General features: G+C 34.0%; 13 protein-coding genes and 2 pseudogenes. 8 read left to right on the plus strand and 7 right to left on the minus strand.

From position 1 onward, the window contains the following. The 3 genes from ACKOWY_RS09985 to accC all read left to right on the plus strand — a co-directional run. Positions 1-978 (plus strand): beta-ketoacyl-ACP synthase III (locus tag ACKOWY_RS09985; protein WP_408941300.1); only part of this gene is annotated, 978 nt, incomplete at its 5' end. 25 nt (positions 979-1,003) lie between these two features. Continuing rightward, positions 1,004-1,486, plus strand: coding sequence for an acetyl-CoA carboxylase biotin carboxyl carrier protein (gene accB, locus ACKOWY_RS09990; RefSeq protein WP_408941301.1), 483 nt, complete (start codon positions 1,004-1,006; stop codon positions 1,484-1,486). A gap of 140 nt (positions 1,487-1,626) precedes the next feature. Continuing rightward, positions 1,627-2,967, plus strand: a complete 1,341-nt coding sequence (accC, locus tag ACKOWY_RS09995) for an acetyl-CoA carboxylase biotin carboxylase subunit (RefSeq protein WP_408941302.1) — start codon at positions 1,627-1,629, stop codon at positions 2,965-2,967. A 97-nt stretch (positions 2,968-3,064) separates the two neighbouring features. On the opposite strand, the gene rpmA is transcribed toward accC, so the two are convergent. Beyond that, positions 3,065-3,325, minus strand: coding sequence for a 50S ribosomal protein L27 (gene rpmA, locus ACKOWY_RS10000; protein WP_353084491.1), 261 nt, complete (start codon positions 3,323-3,325; stop codon positions 3,065-3,067). Between the two features lie 22 nt (positions 3,326-3,347). Further along, positions 3,348-3,824, minus strand: a complete 477-nt coding sequence (gene rplU, locus ACKOWY_RS10005; RefSeq protein WP_408941303.1) for a 50S ribosomal protein L21 — start codon at positions 3,822-3,824, stop codon at positions 3,348-3,350. Between the two features lie 226 nt (positions 3,825-4,050). On the opposite strand from rplU, the gene ACKOWY_RS10010 reads away from it, so the two are divergent. Next, positions 4,051-5,409 carry a M16 family metallopeptidase gene (locus ACKOWY_RS10010; protein WP_408941304.1) on the plus strand — a complete coding sequence of 453 codons (1,359 nt, stop codon included), beginning with the start codon at positions 4,051-4,053 and terminating at the stop codon, positions 5,407-5,409. A gap of 12 nt (positions 5,410-5,421) precedes the next feature. Further along, positions 5,422-7,475: pseudogene (locus tag ACKOWY_RS10015) on the plus strand (insulinase family protein). A gap of 60 nt (positions 7,476-7,535) precedes the next feature. On the opposite strand, the gene ACKOWY_RS10020 reads toward ACKOWY_RS10015, so the two are convergent. Next, positions 7,536-8,399 (minus strand): DMT family transporter, encoded by an 864-nt coding sequence (locus ACKOWY_RS10020; protein ID WP_408941305.1) that lies wholly within the window; start codon positions 8,397-8,399, stop codon positions 7,536-7,538. 111 nt (positions 8,400-8,510) lie between these two features. Here ACKOWY_RS10020 and ACKOWY_RS10025 point away from each other — a divergent pair, with 111 nt between their 5' ends. Continuing rightward, on the plus strand, positions 8,511-8,888 hold the full coding sequence (locus tag ACKOWY_RS10025; protein ID WP_408941306.1) for a heavy-metal-associated domain-containing protein: 378 nt from the start codon (positions 8,511-8,513) through the stop codon (positions 8,886-8,888). Between the two features lie 30 nt (positions 8,889-8,918). Here ACKOWY_RS10025 and gldD read toward each other — a convergent pair whose 3' ends face one another. From gldD to mutY, 4 genes are read right to left on the minus strand one after another with little or no spacing between them, the layout of a single operon-like run. Beyond that, positions 8,919-9,482: a gliding motility lipoprotein GldD gene (gene gldD, locus ACKOWY_RS10030; protein WP_408941307.1), complete on the minus strand. Its 564-nt coding sequence runs from the start codon at positions 9,480-9,482 to the stop codon at positions 8,919-8,921. Continuing rightward, positions 9,475-10,770, minus strand: coding sequence for a gliding motility-associated protein GldE (locus tag ACKOWY_RS10035; RefSeq protein ID WP_408941308.1), 1,296 nt, complete (start codon positions 10,768-10,770; stop codon positions 9,475-9,477). Before ACKOWY_RS10035 ends, gldD begins: the two co-directional genes overlap by 8 nt. 19 nt (positions 10,771-10,789) lie before the next feature. Beyond that, positions 10,790-11,224, minus strand: a complete 435-nt coding sequence (locus tag ACKOWY_RS10040) for a single-stranded DNA-binding protein (RefSeq protein ID WP_408941309.1) — start codon at positions 11,222-11,224, stop codon at positions 10,790-10,792. A 35-nt stretch (positions 11,225-11,259) separates the two neighbouring features. Continuing rightward, positions 11,260-12,297, minus strand: a complete 1,038-nt coding sequence (gene mutY / locus ACKOWY_RS10045; protein WP_408941310.1) for an A/G-specific adenine glycosylase — start codon at positions 12,295-12,297, stop codon at positions 11,260-11,262. Between the two features lie 134 nt (positions 12,298-12,431). On the opposite strand from mutY, the gene ACKOWY_RS10050 reads away from it, so the two are divergent. Both ACKOWY_RS10050 and ACKOWY_RS10055 read left to right on the plus strand, forming a co-directional pair. Next, a complete protein-coding gene (locus tag ACKOWY_RS10050; protein WP_408941311.1) occupies positions 12,432-12,725 on the plus strand; it encodes an HU family DNA-binding protein in 294 nt (97 codons plus the stop codon). A 384-nt stretch (positions 12,726-13,109) separates the two neighbouring features. Further along, positions 13,110-13,319: pseudogene (locus ACKOWY_RS10055) on the plus strand (ribonuclease E/G); the annotation flags it as partial.

Consider the following 13,319-nt stretch of genomic DNA (forward strand, 5'->3'; position numbering starts at 1 on the left):
ATCACCGCTGTTGGTGGTTATGTTCCAGATTTTGTCCTTTCAAATCAAGTCTTAGAAACTTTAGTCGATACTAATGATGAATGGATTACTACAAGAACTGGGATAAAAGAAAGAAGATTGTTGAAAGAACAAGGAAAAGGAACCTCTTATTTAGCCATAAAAGCCGCACAAGATTTAATACAAAAAGCCAATTTAGATCCAGCCGAAATAGATTTAGTAATCATGGCAACCGCCACTCCAGATATGCCGGTAGCTACAACTGGAGTTTATGTGGCAACACAAATTGGTGCTGTCAATGCTTTTGCTTTTGATTTATCAGCGGCTTGTTCAAGCTTTCTTTACGGAATGTCTACTGCTGCTGCCTACATACAATCTGGTAGGTACAAAAAGGTATTGTTGATTGGTGCCGATAAAATGTCATCAATTATTGATTACACCGATAGAGCAACGTGCATTATTTTTGGCGATGGTGGTGGCGCTGTTTTATTTGAACCAAATTATGAAGGACTTGGCTTACAAGATGAATATTTGCGTTCGGACGGTATCGGTAGAGAATATCTAAAAATAGATGCAGGTGGTTCTATTTTACCAGCTTCTAAAGAAACAGTAGAAAACAGTCAACATTACGTTTTTCAAGACGGAAAAACAGTATTCAAATATGCAGTTTCTGGTATGGCAGATGTGAGTGATAAAATCATGCAACGCAATAATTTAACTAAAGACGACGTGAATTGGTTAGTAGCACATCAAGCTAATAAGAGAATTATTGATGCAACAGCTTCCAGAATGGAACTTGAAGAAGATAAAGTGTTGGTAAACATCCAAAAATACGGAAACACAACTTCGGCTACATTACCATTGCTGTTGAGTGATTTTGAAAATAAATTTAAAAAAGGGGATAACCTTATATTTGCTGCCTTTGGAGGCGGATTTACTTGGGGAGCTATTTACCTAAAATGGGCATACAACAAACAATAAAACTATAACTAAAACAAATAATATTATGGATTTAAAAGAAATTCAAAACCTAATCAAATTTGTATCTAATACTGGAGTTGCAGAAGTAAAATTAGAAACAGGAGATGTAAAGATTACCATCAGAACTACTGTAGAAGGGAATTCTCCAGAAATCACTTATTTACAACAAGCTCCAATGCCTCAGGCCCTTCCGCAAGCAGTTGCTCCAGCACCAGTTGCTGCTCCAGCAGCACCTGCAACACCTGCAGCGGCAGAGGACAACTCTAAATATGTGACTATTAAATCACCTATGATTGGAACTTTTTATAGAAAACCAGCACCAGATAAACCAGCTTTTATTGAAGTTGGGTCTGCAATTTCAAAAGGAGATGTACTTTGTGTTGTTGAAGCAATGAAGTTATTCAATGAAATTGAAGCTGAAATTTCAGGAAAAATTGTGAAAATTCTTGTTGACGATATGTCACCTGTAGAATTTGATCAACCATTATTCTTAGTAGATCCTTCATAATTTAGATTTTTAGATTATTAGATTTTTTCGATTAGTAGATTTTATAACAATTTCTAATAATCCAATACGTGAACGTCAGCAAATGACTAAGCAATCTAACAATCCAACAATCCAATTGTCTAACAATCTAATCATAAAAGATGTTTAAAAAAATATTAATTGCCAACCGTGGGGAAATTGCTTTAAGAGTAATTAGAACCTGTAAAGAAATGGGCATTAAAACGGTAGCAGTTTATTCTACTGCTGATGCAGAAAGTTTGCATGTGAAGTTTGCGGATGAAGCTGTTTGTATCGGTCCAGCACCTAGTAATTTGTCGTATTTAAAAATGCCAAACATAATTGCTGCTGCCGAAATTACAAATGCTGATGCTATTCACCCAGGTTACGGATTTTTATCAGAAAATGCTAAGTTTTCTAAAATATGCCAAGAACACGGAATCAAATTTATTGGTGCAGCACCAGAAATGATTGATAGAATGGGAGATAAAGCTTCGGCTAAAGCTACCATGATTGAAGCAGGTGTGCCTTGTGTACCAGGTTCTGTTGGAATTTTAGAATCGTATGAACAAGCTGAAAAATTAGCTAGTGAATTTGGATATCCAGTTATGCTTAAAGCTACAGCTGGTGGTGGTGGAAAAGGAATGCGTGCTGTATGGAAACAAGAAGATTTACTTAAAGCTTGGGAAGGCGCACGTCAAGAATCAGCTGCTGCATTTGGAAATGACGGAATGTATCTTGAAAAATTAATTGAAGAGCCACGTCATATTGAAATTCAAATTGTTGGAGATTCTTATGGAAAAGCATGTCACTTGTCTGAAAGAGATTGCTCAGTACAACGCCGTCATCAAAAATTAACTGAAGAAACTCCATCTCCATTCATGACTGATGAATTGAGAAATAAAATGGGAGAAGCTGCTGTTAAAGCTGCAGAATATATTAAATATGAAGGAGCAGGAACTGTAGAATTCTTAGTTGACAAGCATAGAAATTTCTACTTCATGGAAATGAATACCCGTATCCAAGTAGAGCACCCAATTACTGAGCAAGTTGTAGATTATGACTTAATTAGAGAACAAATATTGGTTGCTGCAGGTGTGCCAATTTCTGGAAAAAATTATTTCCCAAATCTGCATGCTATTGAGTGTCGTATTAACGCCGAAGATCCATACAATGACTTTCGCCCTTCGCCAGGTAAAATCACCGTTTTACATGCGCCAGGAGGACACGGAGTGCGATTAGATACTCACGTTTATGCTGGATATACAATTCCGCCAAATTACGACTCGATGATTGCTAAGTTAATTACTACTGCGCAAACAAGAGAAGAAGCAATAAACAAGATGAAACGCGCCTTAGATGAGTTTTATATCGAAGGCATTAAAACGACCATCCCGTTTCACAGACAATTAATGGAAGATCCAGAGTATGTTGCAGGAAATTACACCACAGCATTTATGGATACATTCAAAATGAAAGAATAACAAAAAAGCCATCCGAAAGGATGGTTTTTATTTTTTACCATACAAAAAAACCCGTTCTAAATAGAACGGGTTTTTTGATATCTAAAATAAATTTAGATTATGCTTCAAAAGGAATAATAGAAACAAACGACTTATCGCCAGCTTTTTTCTGAAATTTAACAATTCCATCAACTCTAGCGTGTAAAGTGTGATCTTTACTAATGTATACGTTTTCTCCTGGATTATGTTTTGAACCTCTTTGTCTTACGATAATGTTACCAGCAATTGCAGCTTGACCACCATATATCTTAACGCCTAAACGTTTTGAGTGTGATTCTCTACCATTCTTCGAACTACCGACACCTTTCTTGTGAGCCATGATGTTTTGGTTTTATAAGTTATTACTCTTGACTATCTGTTTTTTTAGCTTTTTTAGGAGCTGCTACTTTTTCTGTTGCTTTTTCAGCTTTAGGAGCTGCTTTTGCTTTTTTAGGAGCCGCTGCTTCTTCTACTGCTTTTTCAACTTTAGGAGCTGCTTCTTTTTTAGGAGCTGCTTTCTTTCCACCAGTAGCACTAATTCCTTCAATAAGGATTTGTGTTAAATACTGACGGTGACCGTTTCTCTTTTTGTAACCTTTTCTTCTTTTCTTTTTGAAAACGATTACTTTATCACCTTTTAAGTGTTGTAACACTTTTGCTTCTACTGAAGCACCTTCTATAGCTGGGGCGCCTAAAGTGATAGTTCCATTGTCATCTAATAAAAGAACTTTGTCAAAAGAAACTTTTGATCCTTCTTCATTAGATAAACGGTGAACATAAACCTTTAAGTCTTTGCTTACTTTAAATTGTTGCCCTGCTATCTCTACGATTGCGTACATAACAAATTGTTTAGTTAATTTTTTTAAGGATGCAAATATATAAATAAATATTTGACTTACAACCCTAATTTAAAAAACTTTTTTTGTAATTATCAGATTACTAGAATACCTACTATTCATTTTAATTAAAATTACCCAATAATCGATAAAAAAATATGTACCTTCGTGTAACTTTTTTTGCAATAGACATACTTATTGCTCTATCAACTAATTATGTAATAGTTTTATGAAAAAATCTTTAATCGCTTTAAGTTTAATGCTTATGCTAGGAGGAACCGCTCATGCCCAAAAGGTTGCTTTTGAGGAATATGATTTAGCAAATGGAATGCACGTTATCTTGCATAACGATCCATCAGCACCAGTTGTGATAACTTCGGTTATGTACCACGTTGGGGCTAAAGACGAACAACCAGATCGTACTGGTTTTGCCCACTTTTTTGAACACCTTTTATTTGAAGGAACCGAAAACATTAAAAGAGGCGAATGGTTTAAAATTGTAACTTCTAATGGAGGTACCAATAATGCCAACACTACCGAAGACCGAACTTACTACTACGAAGTTTTCCCTTCAAATAATTTAGAGTTAGGTTTATGGATGGAATCGGAAAGATTGATGCATCCGGTAATTAATCAAATTGGGGTAGACACTCAAAATGAAGTAGTAAAAGAAGAAAAAAGATTGCGTTATGACAACAGTCCATACGGGCAATTGATTCCGCAAGTAAAAAAGCATATGTTTACTAAACATCCTTACCGATGGACAACCATTGGTTCTATGGAACACCTAGATGCTGCTAAATTGGAAGAGTTTCAAGCATTTAATAAAAAATTCTACATTCCAAATAACGCAGTATTAATTGTTGCTGGAGATATTAGCAATCCAACACAAACAAAAGAATGGATTCAAAAATATTTTGGATCTATCCCAAAAGGTCCAGCTATTGTGCGTCAAACGTATGTTGAAGATCCAATTACACAACCTATCAATGCAACTTTTGAAGATTCAAATATTCAAAAACCGATGGTTGTTGCTGCCTATAGAACGCCTTCAATGAAAACAAGAGACGCTAGAGTTTTGGATTTTATTTCTACTTATTTAAGTGATGGTAAAAGTTCAAAATTATACAAGAAAATTGTAGACGATAAAAAAATGGCGCTTCAAATAGGTGCTTTTAGTTACAACCAAGAAGATTATGGAACGTATATTCTTTATGGAATGCCACAAGGGGAGTTTACATCTAAAGACATTATTAATGAAGTAGACGCAGAAATTGTAAAATTACAAACCGACTTAATTTCTGTTACCGATCTTCAAAAATTAAAAAATAAATACGAAAATAATTACGTAAGTGGAAACGCTAGTGTTGAGGGAATTGCAGATAATTTAGCTACCTATTATTTATTGTATGGAGATGTGAATTTAATTAATACCGAAATAGATATTTATAACTCTATTACTCCGGAAGAAATTAGATCCGTTGCAAAAAAATATTTGAATCCAAATCAAAGATTACTTTTGGATTATATTCCTGCCAAAGATAAAGCTGACTCGAGCCCAAGCGAACCGGCAAAGCAAAACAAATAAATTAATAAGAAAATGAGAAAATCAATTATATTATTATCGGGCTTGTTTTTAACTATGACTATGCAAGCACAAGACAGACCACAACCAAAACCAGGACCATCTCCTACAATTAATATTAAAAAACCAGTATCATTTACTCTGCCAAATGGCTTAAAAGTATTGGTTGTAGAAGATCATAAATTGCCTAGAGTTTCTTTTAATTTATCTATTGATACGGCGCCTTATGCTGAAGGCGATAAAAAAGGAGTTGATGAATTAACAGGAAGCTTAATTGGTAATGGTTCTGTAAAAATTGCCAAAGACGCTTTCAATGAAGAAATAGATTTCCTTGGTGCAGATATTAATTTTAGTACCAACGGTGCCTATGCAAGCGGACTTTCTAAATATTCAAAAAGAATATTAGAATTAATGGCTGATGGTGCTTTAAACCCAAACTTTACTCAAGTAGAATTTGATAAAGAAAAAGAGAAATTAATTGAGGGCCTAAAAACACAAGAAAAAAGCGTTCCTGTTGTTGCTGGCCGTGTAGAGAATGTTTTAGTTTATGGTAAAAGTCATCCAGCGGGAGAATATTTATCCGAAAAAACCATCAATAATGTTTCTCTAGATGATGTACAATCACATTATGCGACGTACTTTGTTCCAGAACATGCCTATTTAGTTGTTATTGGAGATGTAAATTTCAAGGAGACTAAAAAAATGGTTGAAAAATTATTTGGTCCTTGGGTTAAAGCAAGTGCGCCAAATGTTTCTTATACAGCACCAAGTAACGTTCAGTATACCCAAATTAATTTTGTGGATATGCCAAATGCAGTGCAATCAGAAATTTCATTGGTTAATTCAGTGAATTTAAAATTATCCGATCCAGATTATTTCCCAGTAATTGTGGCGAACCAAGTTTTAGGAGGGGATTTTAATAGCTATTTAAACATGAATTTAAGAGAAGCTCACGGATGGACTTATGGTGCGCGCTCAAGTATTGGTGTAAATAAATATACTGTAAGTAAATTCAAAGCCAATTCTCAAGTTAGAAACATGTCACGGATAGTGCTGTAGTAGAATTCATCAAAGAAATTAAAAGAATTAGAACAGAAAAAGTTACCGATGAAGCGCTTAACAATGTAAAAGCAGGGTATGTAGGTCGATTTGTAATGCAAGTTGAAAAACCACAAACTGTAGCTCGTTATGCATTAAACATCGAAACCGAAGGGTTACCTGCCGATTTCTACGAAAATTACATTAAAAACATTCAAGCAGTAACTGCAGACGATGTAATGCGTGTAATGAATAAATATGTACTTGCAGACAACATGCGAATTTTGGTTACCGGAAAAGGTGCCGATGTTATTCCTGGATTAGAGAAATTAAAAATTCCTATTTTCTATTTTGACAAATTCGGTAATCCAACTGAAAAACCTAAAATGAAAAAACCAGCTCCAGCAGGTGTAACGGTTAAAACTGTTTTAGATTCTTACATTACTGCAATTGGTGGTGCTAAAGCTGTAGCAGGTGTGAAAACTTTATTTATAACAGGTTCATCAGAAATTGAAGGTGCTCCGGCTCCACTTTCTTATACTTCTAAAAAAGATTCTAAAGGAAGAACATTCACTAAATTAGAATTAGTTGGAATGATGGAATTGTCTAAACAAGTAATTGGAGATACTTCGGGGTATTCTGCTGCTCAAGGTCAGAAGAAAGATTTAACCCCAGAAGAATTTGCAGAGAAAAAAGCAACTGCTACAACATTTGAAGAATTACTATTGTCTAAAAAAGCCGATGTAACTTTAGATGGGATTGAGCCAATAAATGGAAGCGATGCCTATGCAATTAAAAATGGAAAATCAACTTTATACTATGACGTGAAAACAGGTCTTAAAGTTATGTCATCTACAACCGCAGAAAGAAACGGACAAAAAATGACTTCAACAATTAGCTACACAGATTATAAAGAAGTGAAAGGAATAAAAATCCCTCACAATATTGTAATGTCTCAAGGAAGAGATATTGAAATTAAAGTAACTGATGTTAAAATTAACGAAGGGGTAACTGATGCTGATTTTCAATAATTAGAATCAAACTCATATTAAAAGACCGTCAATATTGACGGTCTTTTTTTTAATGTAAGATTATTTTTTGTTGGCTAAATATACCCCAATCAAAATTATAAAGGCTCCAAAAAACTGAAAAGGAGTAAGCATTTCATGATCTAATAAGCCCCAAAAGAAGGCTACAATAGGAATTAAATAAGTAACCGAAGAAGCAAAAACCGGTGAGGATATTTGTATTAGTTTAAAGAAACAAATGTTTGCAATTCCGGTTCCAACAATGCCAAGAATCATAATGAACAACATGGCATGTTGCGTTTGCGGCTGGGTACATGCACTTATAAAATCTGTAGAAAATAATACAAGTAATGCCGGAACCAATAGCACCAAAAAGTTTCCTGTGGTAATACTTAATGGCTTTACATCTGAAAGCAACTTCTTAATCAAATTCACATTTATTGCATAACAAACCGAGGCTATAACTACCAAAATCGCGTAGTAATTGTTGTCGGAAGATTCTTGTTTGCCATTAAAAATTAGCACTGCTGTTCCTATTAATCCAATAATAATCCCAATAAACTGACTTCGTTTAAACGAAAGTCCGAATGCTAAAAATCCCAACCATAAGGTATTTAAAGGAGTAAGCGAATTCAATATCGAGCAAATGGAACTACTCACTTTTGTTTCTGCAATAGCAAAAAGAAATGCTGGAATAAACGTACCAAATAAAGCCGTAACAGCAATGTACTTCCATTGGTGGAGTTTAATTTCGGTTAGACTTTTAAATCCAATCAGTAATAAAAACAAAGCAGTGAAAATAATTCGCAAAGCCCCCAATTGATAGGGAGACAATCCCAAAAGACCTTTCTTAATTAAGATGAAAGAACTTCCCCATATTAAAGAAAGCACGACCAATAAAGTCCATTGAAGTTGTTTGGTTTGCATCGAATTGTATTTGAAAAGACAAATTTGACATAATTTTATGAATTGTCGAATAAAATTTACTGTAATTTTGCTTAAACAAATAGATTAATCCCAATATCAAAAATAAAAACAATGAAAATTCAAAATTCAATTATAGGACTTGCAATGGCTACTTTGTTTTTTGTAAGTTGTAAAAACAACGATAAAGCATCAGTAGAAACAACTAAAAAAACAGATGCCAAAAAGGAAATAGCTGCTGCTGTAAAACCACAAACAGCTTCATTTACTATAGACGGAATGACTTGTCCAGAGGGTTGTGCTAAAACTATCGAAAAAAAATTATCTGAAATGGATGGTGTTCAAAATGCGAAAGTTGATTTTGATAAAAAATTAGCAACTGTAAATTTTGATTTAGATAAATTAAAATCAGACGATTTAGTTAAAGCAGTTGAAACTACCGGTGATGGGAAAACCTACAAAGTTTCCAATGTAAAGACAGGAACTAACTAACATAAAAAAGGAACTCATTGAGTTCCTTTTTTATTTCCACTTTAATGTTTCCATCAAGGTTTGCATGTCATTTCGTATATAATCTGCCGCAGGCATAATCGAATCAAAATTGGGTTTTGCATAAAAATAAACCGCCCCGGTTAGAAAATGTTTTACACTATCAGTAGCATAAAATTGTGAATTGGTAGCGGCATTCCCCGAAACTTTATAAAACATCCCATATACCTTTTTTTCAGAGTTAATAAAAGGTTGTTCTAAAATATCATCCGCTTTAATAACATGCTCATATGTTAATTTTTGAGCATCACGAAGTAACTTATCGATATTGCCATTAACCGGTTTGTAGGTTAAATAAATAGTGGCTTTCATCTTAGGATAATTAATTGAAAAACCACACTCTTTATCTTCTTTAATTTTTGCATCCGAATTCATATTAAATGTAAACGGACAATTATTTTCAAAAGCTACATAATCTGCAATTGGATAATTCAATCGCAACTGACTTGACGGCTTTGGCAACACTTCATTTTTACATCCCACCAACATCATGACACTACAAAATAGTGTGCTTCCATAAATTAACAATTTACCCATCAATGGTTACTTTTATTTTTTTGATTCTTTTTTTGTCTAAAATTACTATCGTAAATAAACAATTTTCAAATGCTATTTTTTGACCTTTTTTCGGAAAATTACCAAGCAATTCTAGAATAAATCCGGCTAATGTTTCGGCTTCTCCTTTTCGATTTTCAAAGATATCTTCGTCTACAGGAATCACTCTAAAAAAATCTTTTAAATTGATTTTTCCATCAAATAAAAAGTTCTTTTCATCAATTTGCGAATAACTGACGTTCTCCTCATCAAATTCATCGCTTATGTCACCTACAATTTCTTCAATGACATCTTCTAAAGAAACCAATCCAGAGGTTCCGCCATATTCATCTACTACAATTGCCAAATGACTTTTCATGCTTTGAAAATCCTTTAACAAATCATCCAACTTCTTGTTTTCTGGTACAAAAAACGGCTCTCGAAGTAGGGTTTTCCAATCAAAATCTTCCGAATTGATATACGGAATTAAATCTTTCACAAACAGAACGCCTTTTATGTTGTCTATATTGTCTTCATAAACCGGAATTCTAGAATAGCCTTTATCAATTACTTTTGGAAGTATTTCCGAAAACGGAGCGTCAATTTCTAATGCGAAAATATCAATACGCGGACTCATGACTTGTTTGGTGTCGGTGTTTCCAAAAGAAACAATCCCTTCCAACAGTTTTTGTTCTTCATGAGTTGTTTCTTCAGTAGAAGTCAGTTCAAGCGCTTGCGAGAGATGATCTACAGAAAAATTGGTTTTTTGTTTTCCTAATTTCTCTTGAATAAAACTGCTAATTCCCCTAAGCGGATAACTTACAGGAGATAAAATCCGACTTAATATTAATATCGGAAAAGCTATAAAACAGGCAAACTTCACATTGTTTCTGCTTGCATATACTTTAGGGAGTACCTCTCCAAATAGTAAAATTAAAAAAGTAACTAATAATACTTCTACTCCAAATTTTACCGCCGGAATGGCAATCATGGAAAACAATTTATCCAACGAAAATGAAAATAAAACCACTACAGCAATATGTAAGAAGTTGTTAGCAATTAATATGGTAGCCAATAATTTTTTGGGTTTCCCTAATAATTGGTGGATCACATTGTGCTTTGTTGGATTGCTTTGAGATAGATCTGATAAATCTTTTTTAGATATAGAAAAAAGCGCTACTTCTGCAGCTGCAACCATTGCAGTGCAAAATAAAAGGCAAACTATTCCAATAATTCCAATGAAAAAGTTGGAATCAAAATTAAATTGTGTAAAACTGGGCTCTGGGTCCAAAGTCAATAATATTGGTTATTTAAAAAGGTAAATCGTTTTCAATAGGATCATTCAAGTTGTCAAATGTACTATTTTTTGACTCAGAATCCTGCATTTGTCTATTAGCTTCTGTATCTTTTTTTACATTTAAAAAAGTAAATTCGGTAACTTGAATTTCGGTAGTGTATTTTGTAGAGCCATCCTCAGCTTGCCATTGGCGCGATTTTATTCGGCCTTCTACATATATTTTATCTCCTTTTGAAAGGTATTTTTCACAAATTTCGGCTGCTTTATTTCGCACTACCAAATTATGCCACTCGGTTGAAGTGATTTTTTCATTGGTTTGTTTATTAATATAAACCTCATTTGTAGCCAAAGAAAACCGACCAATGCTGTTACCACCTTCAAAATAATGCATCTTAATTTCACTACCAAGATGACCGATAAGCATTACTTTATTTAATGTTCCATACATGATAATAGATTTTTAAAGTATATCAAAAATACAAATTAAATAGAATATTTTTCAATAAAATTATAAATTACTATGGGGAAAGGGTATTTTTTAATCTCCTCTGTAGCAATTCCATTTGGTATTTCTTGATTGACGCCAACGCTAAAAAAATTAATATGTAGTTTTTGATGGGATAACTTATGAATTATTGTAGAAGTGTTAAAGGGCACAACCGATTCTATGTTATAGTTCTGAAATTGCTCCAAAATTAAATGGTTTACGGAAGCATAATCCATTTCGGTTTCGGTTTCAATACAAGGGAATTCATATAAATTATGCCAAATTCCTTTTTCGGTTCGTTTATTAATAAGGGTATGGTGTGCAGGGTCTAATAGCACAATGTAATTGATGTACCTATTGGTGACCTTAGTTTTTTTCAACTTAATTGGCAATTGACTAACGGTGCCTTTTTGCAAAGCAGCACAACTGGAGTTCAATACACACTGGCTGCAGTTGGGATTTTTGGGCACGCATTGTAAGGCACCAAATTCCATGATGGCTTGGTTAAATTGTGCCGGGTTGTCGTTTGGCATTAATTCTTGTGCCAATTCGGTAAATTCTTTTTTGGCTGCCGCCGATGCAATATCAGTTGAGACATTTAAATAACGAGCCAGCACCCTAAAAACATTGCCATCTACCACCGGAACGGCCTCGTTAAAAGCAAAGGAAGCAATGGCTGCGGCGGTATATTGCCCAATTCCTTTTAATTGAAGTAAATCATGATAGTTATTTGGGAAAATTCCGTTGAATTCGTGCGCAATTATTTTGGCAGTTTGGTGCATATTTCGGGCACGAGAATAATAACCCAAGCCCTGCCATAGCTTTAACACCTGTTCTTCATCGGCTTTAGCCAAATCAAAAACAGTTGGGAAAGCCTCCATAAAACTCATAAAATAAGGCAAACCTTGCGCAACTCTTGTTTGCTGCAGCATAATTTCCGAAAGCCAAATGGGATACGGATCGGTTGTATTTCGCCAGGGTAAATCGCGTTTATTTTGTAAATACCAAGACAATAATGAGTTATAAAAATGCATTTGAAAATATAAAAGCGTAAAAGTAATTCATTATGTGATTAAATTTTAATCCATTATACTTGAAATATTGTTTTTTTAATTCCTATATTTGCACTCTCAAAAAAATTTACAATAAATATTAAATACGAAAGAAAATGACGAAAGCAGATATCGTAGCGAAAATTTCAGAAAAATTAGGTCTTGAAAAAGGAGATGTTCAAGCAACAGTTGAAGCACTAATGGAAGAAGTGAAAGAATCATTAGAAAGTGGTAATAATGTTTACTTAAGAGGATTTGGAAGCTTCATCATTAAAACAAGAGCAGAAAAAACAGGTAGAAATATTTCAAAAAATACTACAATAAAAATTCCAGCACACAACATTCCAGCATTTAAACCTGCTAAAGTATTTGTAGAAGGAGTAAAAACTAAAACTGAAGTAGCAGTTTAAAAACTTATTATTAATCTAAAAACCTCATACCATGCCAAGCGGTAAAAAAAGAAAAAGACATAAGGTAGCGACGCACAAACGTAAAAAAAGAGCGAGAGCTAACCGTCATAAAAAGAAAAAGTAGTCTAAAAACTACTTTTTTCTTTTTAAACGTTCATTGAAATGGAGATCAGATTATTAGATCGTTAGACTGTTAGGTTTCTAAAAATCTAACAATCCAAGAATCCAGCAATCTAGACTCACCGGGTACCAATACCTGTTAAAATATTGTTTAATCCATCCTTACTGATCGGTTTTATGCTACAAGCTATAAGCGGTAAGCAATTTGCTTTCTGCCTTTAGTGTTCAGCGTTCAGCCAAAAAGTTCGGATAAAAATTTAACGTGTGAATAAAGAATTAATCATCCGATCAAGTTCTGAAGCCGTTGATTTTGCCTTATTAAAAGATGGAAAACTAATTGAATTACACAAAGAACAAGAAGCAAGCAACTTTCAAGTCGGCGATATATTTATTGCTAAAATAAGAAAGCCAGTTGCTGGACTCAACGCCGCATTTGTAAACGTAGGCCACGATAAAGATGCCTTCTTACATTAC

This window comes from Flavobacterium sp. (genome assembly GCF_046073885.1).
Lineage (GTDB): Bacteria > Bacteroidota > Bacteroidia > Flavobacteriales > Flavobacteriaceae > Flavobacterium.